This window comes from Psychrobacillus glaciei (assembly GCF_008973485.1).
GTDB classification, from domain to species: Bacteria; Bacillota; Bacilli; order Bacillales_A; family Planococcaceae; genus Psychrobacillus; species Psychrobacillus glaciei.
In genome coordinates this window covers 2,354,366-2,371,008 of the sequence record NZ_CP031223.1, presented here as the reverse complement: position 1 = coordinate 2,371,008, position 16,643 = coordinate 2,354,366, and the positions used below count along the sequence as shown (strand labels likewise).

General features: G+C 34.6%; 21 protein-coding genes and 1 other annotated feature. Of the genes, 16 read left to right on the top strand and 5 right to left on the bottom strand.

Features of this window, described 5'->3' with window-relative positions; genetic code table 11:
• Positions 1 to 5: 5 nt before the first annotated feature.
• From PB01_RS11055 to rnz, 3 genes are read left to right on the top strand one after another with little or no spacing between them, the layout of a single operon-like run.
• Entirely contained in the window at positions 6 to 503 is a 498-nt protein-coding gene (locus PB01_RS11055; protein WP_151700254.1) for a chemotaxis protein CheW, read from the top strand.
• A 55-nt stretch (positions 504 to 558) separates the two neighbouring features.
• Positions 559 to 1,803 (top strand): DNA polymerase IV, encoded by a 1,245-nt coding sequence (locus PB01_RS11050; RefSeq protein ID WP_151700253.1) that lies wholly within the window; start codon positions 559 to 561, stop codon positions 1,801 to 1,803.
• Positions 1,804 to 1,807: 4 nt separating this feature from the next.
• Positions 1,808 to 2,761: a ribonuclease Z gene (rnz, locus tag PB01_RS11045; protein ID WP_151702031.1), complete on the top strand. Its 954-nt coding sequence runs from the start codon at positions 1,808 to 1,810 to the stop codon at positions 2,759 to 2,761.
• Between the two features lie 5 nt (positions 2,762 to 2,766).
• Here rnz and PB01_RS21040 read toward each other — a convergent pair whose 3' ends face one another.
• Both PB01_RS21040 and proC read right to left on the bottom strand, forming a co-directional pair.
• Positions 2,767 to 2,937, bottom strand: coding sequence for a hypothetical protein (locus tag PB01_RS21040; RefSeq protein ID WP_192797343.1), 171 nt, complete (start codon positions 2,935 to 2,937; stop codon positions 2,767 to 2,769).
• A 94-nt stretch (positions 2,938 to 3,031) separates the two neighbouring features.
• Positions 3,032 to 3,844: a pyrroline-5-carboxylate reductase gene (gene proC, locus PB01_RS11040; RefSeq protein WP_151700252.1), complete on the bottom strand. Its 813-nt coding sequence runs from the start codon at positions 3,842 to 3,844 to the stop codon at positions 3,032 to 3,034.
• Between the two features lie 48 nt (positions 3,845 to 3,892).
• Positions 3,893 to 4,105, bottom strand: a binding site (T-box leader).
• Between the two features lie 221 nt (positions 4,106 to 4,326).
• On the opposite strand from proC, the gene PB01_RS11035 reads away from it, so the two are divergent.
• From PB01_RS11035 to PB01_RS11020, 4 genes are read left to right on the top strand one after another with little or no spacing between them, the layout of a single operon-like run.
• Positions 4,327 to 5,274, top strand: coding sequence for an MBL fold metallo-hydrolase (locus PB01_RS11035; protein WP_151700251.1), 948 nt, complete (start codon positions 4,327 to 4,329; stop codon positions 5,272 to 5,274).
• A complete protein-coding gene (locus PB01_RS11030; protein WP_151700250.1) occupies positions 5,261 to 6,013 on the top strand; it encodes an SDR family NAD(P)-dependent oxidoreductase in 753 nt (250 codons plus the stop codon). Before PB01_RS11035 ends, PB01_RS11030 begins: the two co-directional genes overlap by 14 nt.
• 27 nt (positions 6,014 to 6,040) lie before the next feature.
• A complete protein-coding gene (locus tag PB01_RS11025; RefSeq protein ID WP_151700249.1) occupies positions 6,041 to 6,826 on the top strand; it encodes a GNAT family N-acetyltransferase in 786 nt (261 codons plus the stop codon).
• Between the two features lie 27 nt (positions 6,827 to 6,853).
• The gene (locus PB01_RS11020) at positions 6,854 to 7,207 is read left to right on the top strand and encodes a cupin (RefSeq protein ID WP_151700248.1); all 354 of its coding nucleotides are present in this window, start codon (positions 6,854 to 6,856) and stop codon (positions 7,205 to 7,207) included.
• Between the two features lie 105 nt (positions 7,208 to 7,312).
• On the opposite strand, the gene PB01_RS11015 is transcribed toward PB01_RS11020, so the two are convergent.
• Both PB01_RS11015 and pdxR read right to left on the bottom strand, forming a co-directional pair.
• A complete protein-coding gene (locus PB01_RS11015; RefSeq protein ID WP_151700247.1) occupies positions 7,313 to 7,477 on the bottom strand; it encodes an aspartyl-phosphate phosphatase Spo0E family protein in 165 nt (54 codons plus the stop codon).
• Between the two features lie 208 nt (positions 7,478 to 7,685).
• Entirely contained in the window at positions 7,686 to 9,065 is a 1,380-nt protein-coding gene (gene pdxR / locus PB01_RS11010; protein WP_151700246.1) for a MocR-like pyridoxine biosynthesis transcription factor PdxR, read from the bottom strand.
• Positions 9,066 to 9,157: 92 nt separating this feature from the next.
• Here pdxR and PB01_RS11005 point away from each other — a divergent pair, with 92 nt between their 5' ends.
• Complete coding sequence (locus tag PB01_RS11005) at positions 9,158 to 9,577, top strand: GNAT family N-acetyltransferase (RefSeq protein ID WP_192797342.1); 420 nt, start codon at positions 9,158 to 9,160, stop codon at positions 9,575 to 9,577.
• Positions 9,574 to 10,014 (top strand): GNAT family N-acetyltransferase, encoded by a 441-nt coding sequence (locus PB01_RS11000; protein ID WP_151700244.1) that lies wholly within the window; start codon positions 9,574 to 9,576, stop codon positions 10,012 to 10,014. The genes PB01_RS11005 and PB01_RS11000 overlap by 4 nt, the downstream gene beginning before the upstream one ends.
• Positions 10,015 to 10,125: 111 nt before the next feature.
• Here the strand turns inward: PB01_RS11000 and PB01_RS10995 are convergent, their stop codons facing one another.
• Positions 10,126 to 10,467 carry a VOC family protein gene (locus PB01_RS10995; protein ID WP_151700243.1) on the bottom strand — a complete coding sequence of 114 codons (342 nt, stop codon included), beginning with the start codon at positions 10,465 to 10,467 and terminating at the stop codon, positions 10,126 to 10,128.
• Positions 10,468 to 10,580: 113 nt separating this feature from the next.
• Between PB01_RS10995 and PB01_RS10990 the strand changes: the two genes are divergently transcribed.
• The 7 genes from PB01_RS10990 to PB01_RS10960 all read left to right on the top strand — a co-directional run bounded on the left by PB01_RS10990 (position 10,581) and on the right by PB01_RS10960 (position 16,633).
• Complete coding sequence (locus tag PB01_RS10990; protein WP_151700242.1) at positions 10,581 to 11,090, top strand: TetR/AcrR family transcriptional regulator; 510 nt, start codon at positions 10,581 to 10,583, stop codon at positions 11,088 to 11,090.
• 288 nt (positions 11,091 to 11,378) lie between these two features.
• On the top strand, positions 11,379 to 11,804 hold the full coding sequence (gene fabZ / locus PB01_RS10985; protein WP_151700241.1) for a 3-hydroxyacyl-ACP dehydratase FabZ: 426 nt from the start codon (positions 11,379 to 11,381) through the stop codon (positions 11,802 to 11,804).
• An 89-nt stretch (positions 11,805 to 11,893) separates the two neighbouring features.
• The gene (locus PB01_RS10980; protein ID WP_192797341.1) at positions 11,894 to 12,307 is read left to right on the top strand and encodes a VOC family protein; all 414 of its coding nucleotides are present in this window, start codon (positions 11,894 to 11,896) and stop codon (positions 12,305 to 12,307) included.
• Between the two features lie 141 nt (positions 12,308 to 12,448).
• Positions 12,449 to 13,096, top strand: coding sequence for an HAD hydrolase-like protein (locus PB01_RS10975; protein WP_151700240.1), 648 nt, complete (start codon positions 12,449 to 12,451; stop codon positions 13,094 to 13,096).
• A 42-nt stretch (positions 13,097 to 13,138) separates the two neighbouring features.
• Positions 13,139 to 14,455, top strand: coding sequence for a serine hydrolase domain-containing protein (locus PB01_RS10970; protein WP_151702029.1), 1,317 nt, complete (start codon positions 13,139 to 13,141; stop codon positions 14,453 to 14,455).
• Positions 14,456 to 14,466: 11 nt separating this feature from the next.
• Positions 14,467 to 15,342, top strand: a complete 876-nt coding sequence (locus tag PB01_RS10965) for an aminoglycoside 6-adenylyltransferase (protein ID WP_151700239.1) — start codon at positions 14,467 to 14,469, stop codon at positions 15,340 to 15,342.
• Positions 15,343 to 15,886: 544 nt separating this feature from the next.
• A complete protein-coding gene (locus PB01_RS10960; protein WP_151700238.1) occupies positions 15,887 to 16,633 on the top strand; it encodes a GTP cyclohydrolase II in 747 nt (248 codons plus the stop codon).
• The last annotated feature ends 10 nt before the right edge of the window (positions 16,634 to 16,643 follow it).

Genomic DNA, 16,643 nt, shown 5'->3' with positions numbered 1-16,643 from the left:
ATTTATTGTCTAGTGAAAAAGTAGTTGTTTTTCAGTGTGGAAACGAAGAATATGCAGTTCCGATCGAACATGTTATTTCTATTGAAAAATTAGAACATATTAACCCGATACCACATTTACCAAATTATTTAATTGGCTTAATGAAAATCCGTGGCGAGCTCGTTCCAATTATTGATTTCGAGCAAATATTGTATAATCGAAGTGGTGCTGAAAATGAATCGGCTCGAGTTATCACAATGCACACACAAGATATGTCAATCGGACTCCTTGTGGTTGAAGCAAAAGAAATATTAGATATTGCTACTGATGATATAAAGCAAATTGGCTTAGTAAATTACACAAAAACGCAATACTTTACTGGAGTCGCAAATTTAGAAAACCGTATGATTACAATTGTGGATCCTTCTATTTTAGTTCGCTCCATTGAAGGTATAAAAGATATTCAAGCATATTTGGAAGCAGTGAAAAAAGAGGAGTTAGTTACGGCGGAAGACCGTAACTAACAAGTTTGAGGTAGCTTAATATAGCTACCTTTTTTCCATATGAGAGGTGATTTTTTTGAAGAGAAGAAATAGAATAATTTTTCATCTAGATATGAACAGCTTCTATGCTTCTGTCGAACAAGCGCATGATCCCTCACTAAAAGGAAAACCAATTGCAATTGCAGGAAACCCGAAGGAACGTCGTGGAATTTTAGTCACCTGTTCTTATGAAGCCCGAGCAAGAGGGGTTTACACAACCATGTCTGTTTGGGAAGCAAAACGTAAATGCCCAGAAATTATTTTACTTCCACCAAATTTTGAACGATACCGAATTGCTTCGAAGGCAATGTTTGATATTCTCCGGTCTTACACAGAACTCGTGGAACCAGTTTCGATTGATGAAGGATATATGGATATTAGTGAACTGGATTTGACCATGGACGCTATCACATTTGCAGAATCCATTCAACAAAGATTGATCCGAGAACTGGATTTACCTAGCTCGATAGGAATAGCGCCAAATAAGTTTTTAGCCAAAACGGCATCTAATATGAAAAAGCCTATGGGAATTACAGTATTGAGAAAGCGAGAAGTAGCAGAAAAGTTATGGCCACTTCCCGTTATCGAAATGCATGGTGTAGGGGAAAGTACTGCAAACAAACTTTCCAATATAGGTATTAAAACAATAGGTGATTTGGCGAATATTCCTTTGGGTATAATGAAGGAACAGCTAGGGAAAGTAGGATTAAGACTTGCTGAAAGAGCAAACGGAATAGACGAGAGGCTAGTTGATCCTACTTCTATTTTCGATACAAAAAGTGTTGGAAACTCCACTACTTTGCCATATGATGAAACGAATATAAAGGAAATTGATAAGGTTCTATTAAGATTGTCTAAAAAAGTAGCTGCTAGGCTAGACTCCAAAAACCTTGCAGGGAGATCAATTACTATACATATCCGTGATGCTAATTGGAAAAATAAAACGAAATCTAAAACGATGCAAAATCGCCTGTTTGAAGAACAACAAATATTTCTTCTTGCTAAAACATTGTTTCACAAAACATGGGATGGTGAGCCTATTCGTCTACTTGGTGTGACAGTTAATAATGTGCATGATAAAGGCGAATACGCTGAGCAGCTATCCATTTTTAATTTTGAAGAACATGCAAAAGAAGAGCCTATCCTAAAGCTTGTAGAACAACTGCAAGAAAAGTTTGGTGCAAATAGTATAAAAAGGGGAGTGAAAGTTAAAAAGAAATCCTCTCTAGAGTCAAAAACGAGTTTTAGTAAAGATTTTTTAGATGATCATGAGAAAAGGTGAGAATATGCAACTATTATTTTTAGGAACAGGAGCTGGAATGCCCTCCAAGGGACGGAATACCACTGCAACTGTGTTAAAACTGCTTGAGGAGAGGGGGACTTATTGGCTTTTTGATTGCGGAGAAGCAACCCAACATCAAATGCTTCATACAACATTAAAACCTCGTAAACTTGAAAAAATCTTCATCACACATTTACATGGAGATCATATTTATGGACTCCCAGGATTATTAGGATCTCGTTCGTTTTTAGGTGGAGATGCGTCTCTGACAATTTATGGGCCAAAAGGGATAAAGGCATGGATTGAATTGACGCTTTTGACATCGAGCACCTATTTACAATATAAATTGAACATCATTGAAATTGAGGATGGCATCATATTTGAAGATGCTCAGTTTGTTGTAGAAGCAAAGTCAATCGAACATGTTATCCCTTGCTTTGGCTTTAAAATTACACAGAAACCACTTCCACCTCAATTGATTATCGAGAAAACAGACGCTTTAAAAGTTCCAAGAGGGCCACTGTTAAAACAATTAAAAGAAGGTCATGATGTCGAGCTACCAGATGGGCGAATTGTTTTAAGTAAAGATGTAACAGGGGATCCAAAAGAAGGTTTTCAACTTGCTATATTAGGTGATACAAAATATTGTGAAAACTCTATTTCACTTAGCCAAGGGGCAGACATCGTCTTACATGAGGCTACATTTGATAAGGAAACGGCCGAATTAGCAGGCTTATATGGTCATTCGACCATTTTAGATGCCGCGAATGTTTGTAAAGAAGCTAATGCATTGAATTTAATCGTTAATCATATTAGTGCACGTTTTTTACCTTATCATTTAAAAGAAATGTTAAATCAAGTGGCGCATTTTGATTTCCCAATTCATATTGCAGAAGATTTTGCAGAGTATGATTGGTCAAATGGTAGATTAAATAAAATAACTGATTCCGAGCGTTGATATAATCACTCGGAATCTTTCTGTTTTTTATCAGTAATGACTAAACTTAGTGTGGCGATTGGTCCAATAATGAGGGAAAGAAGGAACCAATTGAGTCCACTTCTGTTTTTCCCTTGTGCAATTCCTGCATTAATGAGGGCAAGTGTACCCCATCCTACTACATACTCATTATACATCTATTTATACAGTCCTTTCTTATCGATAAGTTTCGGTTTTGGATCATTTGATCTCGAGTTTGAAAATTGGTCTCATTCTACCATTTACTTCAATTTATTCGTACTGTTTTCCTAACATACGAGACTTATTTTGTGCAGCATTAATACAAGCAAAAATAGCATCTCCTACTTTATGTTGTATTAGCATTTCCACTCCTGCTTCTGTGGTGCCGCCTGGACTAGTAACTCTTCTACGTAACTCTTTAGGCTCGAAATCTCCTTTTTTCATCATTTGTGCAGCTCCTTCCATCGTCTGAATAAATAATTGGCGAGCATCGGTTTTTTCCAAACCATGTAGCATAGCAGCAGCTTCAAATTGCTCTGCAAAATAATAAAAGTAGGCTGGACCACTCCCAGAGAGTGCAGTAACCACATGTAAATCTTCTTCACTCACTGTTTTTACAGTTCCAATGGACTCCAAAATATCAATTATTGCTAGTTTCTCTTCATCAGATACAAGTTCATTCCAGCTTACTGCCGATGCGCTTAATCCAACAGCAGCGGATGTGTTCGGCATAACACGCGCAATTGGGCGACTTCCTAAGTAATTTGTAATCGTTTGTATTGTCACACCAGCTATAACTGAAATAACCGTGGCCTCTTTGTTTAAAATAGGAGCAATATCAGTTAATGCTTCTTTAGCGTCTTTAGGTTTCATTGCTAAAAAAACAATATTAGCCTCACATAATGCCTTTTTTTCTTCACACACAATTCCTACATGATAAGCTTTTTTTAATTGTTGAAGTTGTTCCACGTCCGACTTATTCATCACATGAATGTTTTCTGGAGAAATTTTTTCTTCCTTTGTTAATCCATTAATAATCGCCTCAGCCATAGCACCAGCACCGATAAATACAATTTTCGTCATTTAGATTCCTCCTCTTAAAAATAAAAAAAGCGCTCTCGTCCTATATATCATAAGGACGAAAACGCAATGATTTCCGCGGTACCACCTAAATTTGCCGATAAAACGGCACAACTTAATCCTTCTTATCGCGAAGGTCACGACTATGTTTCCATAGTAGCTCCGAAGTAGGTTCTACATATGAGCGGGAGGTGAAACTTGCAGCGGGTCATTTCACTCTCTTAACTCCATCATACATATACTATTCTTCATCTTGGCTTATATTTTCTGAATTAATGAAATTATAGGACTGTTGCAAGTAAAAGTCAAACACATTTAAAAAAAGATTAGAAGTCTAGTTTAATTTTGAATGGGTAGTACGGAGATTGCTCTCGGAAAACTAGAATCCTTTTGATTAAACTCTATTTCAACAGCTATATTAGTGACGGGTCTTTTAAAAAAATGTACAATAGAATGAATAGCTATTCATAAAAGGGAGTTTTCAAATGACAATACATAAAATTACTATGCCAACACCATTCGCAGTTGGTGATGTAAATGCTTATTTAGTAAAAGGGGATGCACTTACATTAGTAGACGCTGGACCAAAAACAGAAGAAGCGCTCGTTGCTCTTTCAACAGGAATAAAAGAAGCAGGTTACTCGCTTTCAGATATAGAGCAAGTCCTTTTAACACATCACCATCCAGATCATTCTGGTTGGGTTGATGCTTTTGAAAAAGCCACAATATTAGGTCATCCTTATAATCAACCATGGTTAACAAGAGACACAGATTTTTTCAGCTTTCATGATGAATTTTATCTTCAATGCCTTATTGAGGAAGGAGTACCTGAGAGCTATTTCAATTGGGTTGAAAAAATGAGAAGACCGATTCATTTTATCGGAAACAGACCACTTGATATGCAGCTAAATGAAGGAGACATACTTCCAGGTCATCCCGATTTAACCGTTTTAGAAACATTAGGACATGCTCAAAGTCATCTGTCTTTTTGGTCGGAGAAAACGGGAATATTAATTGGAGGCGATCATATTTTGGAAAAAATTTCGTCTAATCCTCTAATTGAGCCTCCGCTCAATCTAAAAGCTGAACGGTCAAAATCCATGCTTCAATATAATGCTTCACTTAAACGAATCCAAACTTTACCTGTAGAGAAGATATTTAGTGGACATGGAAACGAAGTATATAACGTATCTGAGCTTATTAGCAGCAGACTTGAAAAACAGAGAGAACGTGCTTTGAAGGTTTTGGACATGATGAAAGATGGAGAAAAAACTATTTTTCAGATTACTCAGCAACTTTTTCCAAAAGTATATGAAAAAGAACTTGGTCTAACTCTTTCGGAAACAATTGGACAAGTCGATTATCTAATGGATGAAGGCTATATTAAAGAACGAAGAAACGAGAAAGGTATTTTGTTTTATGAACAAGCGTAAGAAAATTTTTATCACAGGAGCTACAAGTGGTGTTGGATTACTACTTGCAAAAAACCTCCACACAGCAGGGCATGAAATCTGGGCAAGTGGTCGTAACTTTGAAGTTTTGAAGCATTTAGATGAGCTTGGGATATACACAATACAAGCAGACTTAACAGAGGAACAGTCCTTTGAGGAGTTATTTCATCAGATGGGTACTCCAGACACAATTATTCTCTGCGCTGGCGTTGGTACATTTGCTTATTTATCGGAATTAGAAGATAAAGATATGAGGCAGATGATGCATGTAAATGTTATAGCTCCAATGCTTCTTACTAAATATTTTGCGGAGAAAATGAAAGAAAGATGGAGCGGACATATTATTTTTGTCGCTTCTCAAGCGGGAAAAGTAGCGACACCAAAAGCATCCGCTTATGCAGCCTCTAAGCACGCAATTTTAGGATTCGCAAATAGTGTTCGAATGGAATTAAAAGAATTTGGAATATATGTAACGACAATTAATCCTGGACCAATCGATACACCATTCCTTGATTTGGCAGACCAAACCGGTAATTATCGAGACAAACTTAGTAAACATCTCCTTTCACCTGAAAGAGTAGTGGTAGCGATAACAAAAACTGTAGAACGTCCAGTTCGCGAAGTAGATCTTCCTTCGTATATGAGTCTCACAAGTAAACTCTATGCAGTCTTCCCAAAGACAGTTGAAACACTTGGGAAATCGTTTTTTAATAAAAAGTAGCCATTTTACTATTTACAGGAGGAATTTTTGATGAATTATCAAGATGTTTTTAAATTGGAATTTGCGTATATAGAGACCTTTTCCAAACGCACTCATTCCAATTGGGGTTCATTATTCTGTAATGAAAGTCAGACATCTTATTATGATGCAAACCATGCACATATCAGTAGTATCTCTGATACACCTCAACTAATAATAGATGAAGTAGTTCGTTATTATGAAACTAAAAAGATAATACCAAGATTTTATATATATGATTTAGAAAACCAACAAAATTTAATTGCAAGTTTAAAATTAAATAATTTTGGCTTCGAAGAATTAGTTAGCCCTGTTCAATTGTGGGATAAAGAAGTATTAGAAATAGAAAATAAAAAAGATGTAGCGATTGAACTTGTAACTAAAAATAATTATCATGAAGCCTTAAACATTGAATGCAGTATAAAAGAGTTTGGTGGTAAAGAGGTTAGAGAAAAAGCATTTGAGCAGGAATTTAATCATCCTAATTTTAAGCACTTTATACTCCGCTACAATGGTAGAGCAAGTGCAACTGCTTGTATTTTTAGACATGACAATCAAGCTCACATGGAAAGTGTCGCTACTTTAGAAGAATTTAGAGGTAGAGGATTAATAGGAGAGCTCATTCACTACCTTCAAGTTGAAGTTTCAAAAGAGAGATTAGAAAACCTATGGGTGTTTCCGATCAATGAAAAAATTGAAAAAGTGTATCAAAAATATGGTTTTAAGACCGTAGAAAGACTGAAAATGGGACATGCATATTTTGGTGGAAAAAGTATTAAAGAAATTCAAGGTTAGAAATTTTAATTGGAGGGGGCTATTAAATTGAAACTTTTTATTTTTGAAAAACAAGTAGGGAAAAATATTTCACATTTTAACTCGGACTTCATCATGTCTCGAATTGTAAGAACGGAGAAGCCAACACAAATTGGTTGTATGTATTTAGAAACCAATGGGGTTGTTGGTTATCATGAAGCAGTCGTACCTCAATTACTTCTTGTAATTTCTGGAGAAGGATGGGTTCGTGGGGAAGCTGGATTAAAGGTAAAGGTTAAAGTCGGCGATGCAGTTTTATGGAAAAAAGGGGAAGGACATGAAACAACAACTGAAACTGGTTTAACTGCAATTGTAATAGAATCAGAGGAATTAAATCCATCTGAGTTTATGTTGGAAAAATAATAAGTTAGTAAATATTACTTTTGAATTGACTCTCCTCCCAAAAAAAACCGATCAGTTCATCAGTAGTACCAATCGGTTTTGTAATAGAGGGTAAATCCTGTCTAACTAGGATACTTTCTTTTGATATTGATTGAGTAGGTGATCTAGTTCTTGGCTGATGGATACGACAAGTCGGTGGGTAAATCCTAATTTTTTCGCCATCCTGTACATGTCTTTCCTCTTGATTCCAATTTGAATCAATAAAGCCTTTTCGTTCAATAAACTTTTCAAAAAAAACTTCCTCCATATTGTGTATTTGGCTTCAATTCTTTGAGGATAATTTCTAGAAGATTGGGAAGCAACCTGTCCATTGTATGATATAAAATACGCAAAATTTGTCACATTGCGTAAGAAATCGAAAATTTAATATAATTGTAATAAAAGAATTAAATACTAGTCGAATGATGCAAAAAAACAAGATTCTTGCTTGAATGTATTCCTATGTCCAAGCTTTTTTTAAGAGCTGTACACCTAGCTGTATTTCTTCGATGGATAAATTACTAAAACCAAGTTTTAGCATAGTAGCATTCGGTTTATTACCAATGTATAAATGGGAAGTAGGATATACTTTTACCCCTTGTTTAATCGCTTGTTGTATAAGTGTTTCTTCGTCAACAGAGGTATGTAATTGAATTAATATATATAATCCAGAATGTGAACCAATGATTCGAATGGTTTTACCAAACGCTAATTGTAAAGAAGTAACGAGTAAATCCATCTTTCTTTTATATGTTGCACGCATTTTTCGAATATGTGAATCCCAACGTCCACGTTCCATAAAACGAGCCATTGTTCGTTGATGAATGCTAGAGGCTGTTTGTTCAAAAGTAGCGAATTGTTGTTTATACTGATCCAATAATTCGGAAGGTAACACCATATAACTTAACCGAATAGATGGTAAAAATGCTTTTGAAAACGTACTAATATAAATGACACGAGCCTCTTGTTGAATCGATAAAAGAGCTGGAATTGGTTGTTGTTGATAACGAAATTCACTGTCATAATCATCTTCAATAATATAGCCATTTTGTTCGTGTGACCATTTTAATAATTGTAGTCGCTCAGCGATGGGTAATGTCACACCTGTCGGAAACTGATGTGATGGAGTAATGTACACTAGCTTCGAGTCAGTTTGTTCAAACTGTTTCATACATAACCCTTTCTCTGTTACATCAATCGGATTAACTTGAAATCCAACTAGCTGAAAAACAATACGAGCACCGTCATAGCCTGGATTCTCAACTGCAATTGACGAAAACTCCTTTTTTAATATAATGGACAAATGCATTAACAGTTGTTGTGTACTACTACCAATCACAATAGAGTCAACAGAAGTTCGAATACCTCTAGATTGCAATAAATAGTTTGCTATTTTTTCTCTTAGTAATCTATCTCCTTGTTGTTCACCGTACATATATACAATATCTTCCTTCAATACTTCATTGGCACATTGTCTCCAAGCTTTTAAAGGAAATGCTTGTTGATCTACTGATCCTGCTCGAAAATCCACCAAACTGTTAATTTCTTTAGATACTAACTTTCCGACTTTTAATGTTGAAACATGTATATCAATTGGTTCAAATGTTTCAACAAAATATCCTCTTTTTTGTTCACTTCGAATATAGCCCTCCGCTAGTAATTGTTCATATGCGACAAGTGTCGTATTTCTACTCACATGTAGACTGTCAGCCAGCTGCCGAATGGAAGGAAGCTTCGTGTCAGAATGAAGTTCATTGTTCTCGATTAGTGAACGAATGGAATGGTAAATCTGTTTATATTTTGGACTGTTTTCATGTAAATGTAGTATTAATTCTTTCATTTAGCACCCCTAACTGACATGTTGAAATTGTCCTAACTGTATCTTTTTATTATGTCACTTGTTGTCAATACTATATGAAAGGAGAGATGAAAATGCAAATTAAAATGCTTCAAACAGAAGAAGACTGGCAAGCCGTTTATCCACTTATTCAACAGTTGCGTCCTCATTTAACAGAAGATCGGTATTTTGAGCTCTTAAAACAAATGCCAACCTATCAAGGATTGGTTATCATGGATGGGGCTCTTAAAGCATTTATTGGTTTTGAAGAATGTCATAATTTTTACAATGAAAGACACATATTTGTCCATGATTTTGTGACAAATGAAAACGATAGGTCGAAAGGGTATGGTGAAATGCTGATGGAAGCTCTTATTACACATGCGAAAGAATACCAATTTGCTTGTATTGCATTGGAATCAGGTATCCAAAGATATGATGCTCATCGTTTTTATGAAACTAAAATGGGATTTAATAAATGGTGCTACTCATTTCGAAGGAAGGTTTTCTCATGAAAATTGTAAAAGGGAATGTTAATAATTTGGAGGATCTTATTCCACTATTTAATGGTTATCGATTATTTTATGAACAGTCTATCGATGAAGAAGGTTCAAAGAATTTTCTGTTTGCAAGAATTCAAAAGGAGGAATCGGCTATTTATATAGCATACGATAAAGGAATTGCAGTTGGATTTGTACAATTATATCCGTTTTTCTCTTCAGTCGGTATGCAAAGAGCGTTTATTTTAAATGATTTATTTGTCGATCCAGCTTGTCGAAAAAAAGGAATAGGAAAAGCACTTATGAAAAAGGCTTTTCAATTTTGTGAAGAAGAGAAGGCAAGATTTGTTACATTACAGACCGCAACTAATAACCATAATGCAAAAGCATTGTATGATTATATGGGAATGCATCTAGATAAAGAGAGTGACTATTATATAAAATATTTATAAGAGGAAGGTTAATAGCTATCAATAAGTACGTTGTAATTTAACCTGGAATTTCTGAATACTGCCAGGCTCATTTATTTTATTAAATGCATGAATCTGGCAGGTACATTGTTTTTATTTTTCTTTACTAAAGTCTAAGATTCTTATTAGATTGTCAGAGTTATCTTGGAAAATAGCGTAACGACCAGGAGGAATATCAATTGGCTCTTTAATGAATTTAATAATATCTTTATTGTTCTCATAATACTGGTCTACGTTATCTACAAGAAATACTGCTCCTGGAGTTGAACCTACTTCATCTGTTTCTATCATTAATTGGATATCTGAACCTGGCATTTTTAATGCAACAGTATGATCTCCTTCTCGCCAAGCTTCTTCAAATCCTAATACGTCGCGATAAAAAGCAAGTGATTCCTTTAGATTTTCGACTGGATAATCAATAAATAATAATTTCATATACTTTCCTCCAATGTTTTTATTTTTAGAATAATCTAATTATGCATTACGTAATAAGATTACGTCAAGCGTAAATCATTTACGTTAAATAATTGGTATGTTATGATGAACCTATGAAAAATTGGATACCTATACCAGGCTCAAACAAAGAAAAAATTATTAAAGTTGCACTCGAAGAATTTAGTGATAAGGGATACAAAGCGGTTAATATTGCAGAGTTAGCTGCAATGGCGGATATGACAACGGGTGCTGTTTATCACCACTTTGGTTCTAAAGCAAAACTGTATGAAATAATAAGAACCGATATGGAACAACGAGTTATAGATAGAATGGAAGGAGCAGCGTCTTTATTTGACCAAGAGAAAGAGGCGTTGGAAGCAGCACTTGTTACAGGTTTAAATTTTGCTGTAACAATGAATATCTGTAAACTGCTGAGCGAAGAAAAACCATATACCCATCAAGATAAGATAGAGAAGTTTTTAACAACCATGCTACTAAAAGAAAAACTTCCCCTTGATGTTGTCGTTCTTTCTTCTTGGCGTTCTATATTGAAGGCAATTACCTATGAACAGATAACTCATGAACAGGGGAAAAGCTTACTTAAATGGCTATTTAGAAGCTAAGGAAACTGAATTACTTCTACAGTAAAGTAAGAGGAATTATATTTTTGAATGAATATTTGGAAACAAACTGGTAACATCATATTTATACAACATGGAAGCACCATTTGAGATTTTATTTCTCAAATGGTGCTATTATATTTGTTCCCTTAGCAAGACAGTTATTCAATCCATTGAGGAAGAGAAAACTATGAAATAAAAATAATTAAAATAAAAATCAATACTAGGTGCTAATACTAAGCGATATAATATAGTTTATAAAAAATTAAATCGTAAGTGGGGGTTTTAAGATTGTTAGATACTAAACAAATCCAATCAATTATTAAACACCGCTATTCATTTCTTTTGGTGGATAGAATATTAGATCTAGAAATAGGAAAACGAGCAATAGGGATTAAAAATGTAACAGCAAACGAAGAATTTTTCATAGGGCATTTTCCTAATTATCCTGTCATGCCAGGCGTATTAATTGTAGAGGCACTAGCTCAAGTAAGTGCGGTAATAATGCTTACGAAAGAAGGAAACGAAGGGAGACTTGGACTTTTGGCTGGGTTGGAAAATTGTCGCTTTAAACAGCAAGTAAAACCTGGTGATCAACTTCAACTTGAGGTAGAGATTACTCGATTAAAAGGACCTATTGGAAAAGGAAAAGGTATCGCTACCGTTGATGGAGCGTTAGTTTGTGAAACAGACTTGATATTTGCATTTGGGAAATAACAAAGTTTGAAATCAATAAATCATTCAAAGGTATGAACAAATCCCTTCTGCAAAAATGATAAAATTAACAAAAAAGGGGGATTGGTTGTATGCATTCTACATGGCCAACAAATATGCAAATAGCGCAAATTCGAATTGCACGTCCTACTCATCAGATAAAGGAAGTTACGAAATTTTATTGTGAAGGCCTTGGTTTAAAGAAAATTGGCTCTTTTAGTGGGCATAATGGCTATGATGGTGTCATGATTGGTCTACCAAACGCAGACTATCATTTAGAGTTTACTCAGCATGAAGATGGCAGTCCTTGTCCTGCTCCAACCAAGGATAATTTGCTTGTTTTTTATATGCCCAATCTTGAAGAGATTGAATTGATACAAAATCGATTAAAAGTAATGGGATATGATACAGTATCTCCTGAAAATCCATATTGGGAAAAGTCAGGTATTACAATTGAAGATCCAGATGGTTGTCGGATTGTGCTGATGAATACACCTGGGATATAAGAAGAGCATCCTTTAGAAAGGCCAAAGAGAAAGAATCCATACATTTGTCATGTATGGATTCTTTCTCTTCTGCTTTTTTTGTAACCATTTTCTTCTATAAACGTATTAGAGTATAGTACATAAAAGTAAAGGGGAAAGAAAATGACATTATCATTAATCTTTGACATGGATGGGACGATATTTCAAACGGACAAAATATTAGAAATATCACTTGAAAATACATTTAACTATTTAAGAGAATCAAAACTATGGGATAAAGAAACCCCAATAGAGAAGTATCGCGAGATTATGGGAGTGCCCTTACCGGTAGTGTGGGAAAACCTATTACCAAATTATTCGATGGAAGTTAGGGAACTAGCAAACGAATTTTTTCATGAACAATTAATTGCAAATATAAAAGAAGGAACAGGTGCACTATATCCTCATCTGGAGGAAGTATTCAGCTATCTGAAAAGTAATAACTATTCTATCTATATTGCTAGTAATGGGCAAATTGAGTATTTAAAGGCGATTGTAGACTATTATTATTTGGATCAGTGGGTTACTGAAACATTTAGCATTCAACAAGTACAAACGGATGATAAAGCAGATTTAGTTTCCACTATATTGAAGAAGTATGATATTCGAGAAGGTGCTGTAATAGGGGATAGATTATCGGATATTAATGCAGCCAAAAAGAATGGATTAACTGCAATTGGATGTAGGTTTGATTTTGCCCAAGAAGCTGAGCTTTCTCAGGCAGATCTAGTTATTGATGATTTGCAGGACTTGAAAAGAATTTTTACGTAATTATTGGCTATGAATTTAATAACTCAAAATGAGGTATATGGAATGACGATCGATCTTCAAATACGTCTAAAGGAATGGGAAGAAGCGTACAATTTGAACAGCTATCTTTTTGGTTCTTTGTTGGTCGCCTATAAAGGTGAAATATTATTAAACAACGCTTATGGTATGGCTAATCTAGAGCATAAAGTGCTGAATACTAGTGAAACAAAGTTTAGAATTGGCTCTATTACTAAAAGTTTTACAGCAGCCGCTATTTTCCAACTGCAGGAGCAGAATAAACTTCATATACAAGATCCTATAAATAAGTATTTACCTGATTTTCCAAATGGGGATCGTATAACAATTTATAATTGCCTGACAAATACTTCTGGAATAACGAACTTCACTAGCTTTAGTGATTTTTGGGATAAAACGATGAGACTATCTTTCAGTTTAGAAGAAGTGATTAGCTCATTTAAAAGTGGGTCTTTACTGTTTGATCCAGGAACTAAATTTGATTATTCTAATTCGGGTTACTTAATCTTAACAGCAATAATTGAAGGAATTTCCGGAGAGAATTATGCGGAATATATGGAGGGAAATATATTCATTCCACTTGGTATGTATAATACTGGTTGTAATAATGAAAAAGAGATTGTGCCAAATTTAGCATCTGGTTACACTTATTTTGGAAAACCTGTACATGCGACTTATGCGAATCCTTCATTTCCATTGGGGGCTTACGGACTTTACTCTACTGTTGGCGATTTATATATATGGGATAGAGCGATTCGAGCAAACCAGTTAGTTAGTGAGGAAGCAACAAAATGGATGTTACAGCCTTTTATAGATTCATATGCATGTGGATGGTTTAGAGATCCAGTTTTAGAAAAGGATTGCTACCATCATTTTGGCGATATTAGCGGTTTCGTGAATCAAATGCTGTGCTTCTTAGATGATCTTACCATTATTTTTTTGAGCAATATGGATATTGTACCTGTTAAAAAATTGACGAGAGAAATTGCTAAAATAGTTCTAAATGAACCGTATGACCTACCACAACATTTGGAAAAGGTTAAAGTTCAGAGTATTGATTTTATATCCGGGAAATATGTAATGAAGGATTGTCCATTACCATTACATATAACGACGGAAGAAAATGATTTATTCTTGACAGTATCAAAAGATTATGGTGTGCAATACAAGTTTAATCTCATTCCTATAAATCAAGAATATGGAAAAATAGTTTTTAAAACCACAATGATTGACGAAACTTTAGAGATTTCACATTCGAACAATGAAGTAACATCAATTCTATATACAGATTATTTTGGTAAACAGACTTCGTTATACAATTCAAAGAATATTATAAAAAATTAGAGGAGAATCACATGAGCGATTATAAGGAAATAATGAACAAAGTGATTTTATGGGGACAACAAGAGGATGATATTCGCTCCATTTTTATTGTTGGATCAATGGCTCGCAGTGATAAACCCGCAGATAAGTGGTCAGATATGGACTTAGTCATTGTAACTTCGGATGTTGAGAAATGGTTACAAAGTGAGGAATGGATTAGGAAGTTTGGAAATCCTCAAATTTCATTTTTAGAGAGAACTCATGTTGGAAATATAATGGAACGTCGTGTAATGTATGATGGGTCTTGTATTGTAGACTTTAATTTCATGAAATTAGAAGTAGCTAAAACAATATTAGAAAGTGAAGAAGTGCAAGGAGTAATTGCACGTGGAGTCAAAGTATTACTAGATAAAGATTCCGTAACTGAAGTCTTTCATAATACTTCTTCCTTAATAAAAAACAAAGAAGTACCTGAGTTTAGTGAATTTAAAAACGATGTAAATGATTTTTGGTTCCATGCAGTTTATACAGCCCAAAAATTGCGTCGTGGGGAATTATTAGTTGCTAAGTCTAACTGTGATGAGTATTTGAAACGATTGTTGATAAAATTTGTGAAGTTGCAAACCATTATGAAGAATAGTACGAATCAACAAAGTTGGCATGATGTAAGATTTTTCGAGGAATGGGCAGATAAAGAGGTAGTCCAAGAATTTCAGGGTATTTATGGAAAGTATAATGAGGAAAGTGTTTGGGATGCTTTATTTGAAACAATGAAGCTTTATAGAAAAGTTGCTAAGCAAATAGCAGTAGAACTAGAATATGAGTACCCAATAATTGCTGATCAAAGTGCTGATAAACTAGTAACTAATTATTACAAAGGAAGAACATATTTAAAATTCGAGGAGTAATAAATAATGAATTTTCACATCATTATTACATGAAGAAGGATCGCAATTAAGAACTTGAATGAAATAGGGAGAAGTTTAAACAATTAATCCATTTACCTATTACAATTGTGTTTAGCTACTTCAGACAAGAGCAAAATGCAATATCGAAAGCCACTTTAAGTAACAAATAGGGGTGGCTTTTTTGATTGTCCTAAAGTCTGGAGATCAGTTTCGAAAAAGTTCCGGTATTTAATAGTTCTTCATGAACTGTATTTACTCTTGATAATTTGCCTTCTACAGTAAATACATTAAAATAAAGTATTTTATATGGAAGAAATCAAAGCGCCTTTCGTCCAATTTTAATTTTTGCGTTTTGCATAAAATAAATGAATCTAGTATGCTATTTGCAGATAGTGTATATCATTTGACTCTAAATGCTTGTAATTATATACTAGGTTACGTTATGTAAGTTAAGGTTTCACAAAATGTTTTAATAAACAAAAAGAAAACAGATGACTCATCACAGCATGTATATCTGTTTAACTATAGGATTGGTGAGAATGAGATGACTATATTGAAAGAAACAATGGATATTTTACAAGATAAAATGAAATTAATTGAAATAACAGCTCAGGAGAAACTATGTTTAGTCGGCCCTGTAAAGTTGCCAATTAAACAAGGTGATTTTACAGCAACATTCAACTGGTATTCTTGGTTAAAAGTTGATGCAACGCTATCTAAAAAGGAAGTTGTTGCCTCACTTGCAAACTCAGATTTAGCTTTCGGACAGCAGTCATCGGTATTAGTGTTTGGTGACTTTGCAAATGAAGATGATGCACTAATTCGTATGCATAGTATTTGTCATACTGGGGATATTTTTGGGAGTCAGCGATGTGATTGCGGTTATCAGCTGCACGAATCAATGAAAATGATTACGGAGCACGGTTGTGGGGCTATTTTTTACTTAGCCGATCACGAAGGAAGAGGCATTGGGCTATTTTCTAAATCATTAGCTTATCTTTTACAAGAGGATGGGTATGACACAGTGGAAGCGAATCATGCACTAGGCTTTGAAGATGATACACGGTCATACGAGGAAGCGATTCGAGTGTTAGAAGCGCTAAGAGATAAGCCAGTTACACTAATTACAAATAATCCGAAAAAGCTTTCTGCACTAAAGTCTCATGGGTTACTAGCAGATCATCATGTACCATTATGGGGCGGATTAACGGATACAAATCGTTTTTATTTAGAAACAAAAGTGCAAAAGTCAGGACATATTCTCGAAGAAAAACCGACAATAAACGTTTAAGGAGTGCATG

Bases quoted from the DNA above. Each gene is read 5' to 3' on its own strand.
- rnz (WP_151702031.1), top strand. From the start codon at position 1,808: ATGCAACTATTATTTTTAGGAACAGGAGCTGGAATGCCCTCCAAGGGA.
- PB01_RS21040 (WP_192797343.1), bottom strand. From the start codon at position 2,937: ATGTATAATGAGTATGTAGTAGGATGGGGTACACTTGCCCTCATTAAT.
- proC (WP_151700252.1), bottom strand. From the start codon at position 3,844: ATGACGAAAATTGTATTTATCGGTGCTGGTGCTATGGCTGAGGCGATT.
- PB01_RS11035 (WP_151700251.1), top strand. From the start codon at position 4,327: ATGACAATACATAAAATTACTATGCCAACACCATTCGCAGTTGGTGAT.
- PB01_RS11030 (WP_151700250.1), top strand. From the start codon at position 5,261: ATGAACAAGCGTAAGAAAATTTTTATCACAGGAGCTACAAGTGGTGTT.
- pdxR (WP_151700246.1), bottom strand. From the start codon at position 9,065: ATGAAAGAATTAATACTACATTTACATGAAAACAGTCCAAAATATAAA.
- PB01_RS11005 (WP_192797342.1), top strand. From the start codon at position 9,158: ATGCAAATTAAAATGCTTCAAACAGAAGAAGACTGGCAAGCCGTTTAT.
- PB01_RS11000 (WP_151700244.1), top strand. From the start codon at position 9,574: ATGAAAATTGTAAAAGGGAATGTTAATAATTTGGAGGATCTTATTCCA.
- PB01_RS10995 (WP_151700243.1), bottom strand. From the start codon at position 10,467: ATGAAATTATTATTTATTGATTATCCAGTCGAAAATCTAAAGGAATCA.
- PB01_RS10990 (WP_151700242.1), top strand. From the start codon at position 10,581: ATGAAAAATTGGATACCTATACCAGGCTCAAACAAAGAAAAAATTATT.
- PB01_RS10980 (WP_192797341.1), top strand. From the start codon at position 11,894: ATGCATTCTACATGGCCAACAAATATGCAAATAGCGCAAATTCGAATT.
- PB01_RS10975 (WP_151700240.1), top strand. From the start codon at position 12,449: ATGACATTATCATTAATCTTTGACATGGATGGGACGATATTTCAAACG.
- PB01_RS10970 (WP_151702029.1), top strand. From the start codon at position 13,139: ATGACGATCGATCTTCAAATACGTCTAAAGGAATGGGAAGAAGCGTAC.
- PB01_RS10965 (WP_151700239.1), top strand. From the start codon at position 14,467: ATGAGCGATTATAAGGAAATAATGAACAAAGTGATTTTATGGGGACAA.
- PB01_RS10960 (WP_151700238.1), top strand. From the start codon at position 15,887: ATGACTATATTGAAAGAAACAATGGATATTTTACAAGATAAAATGAAA.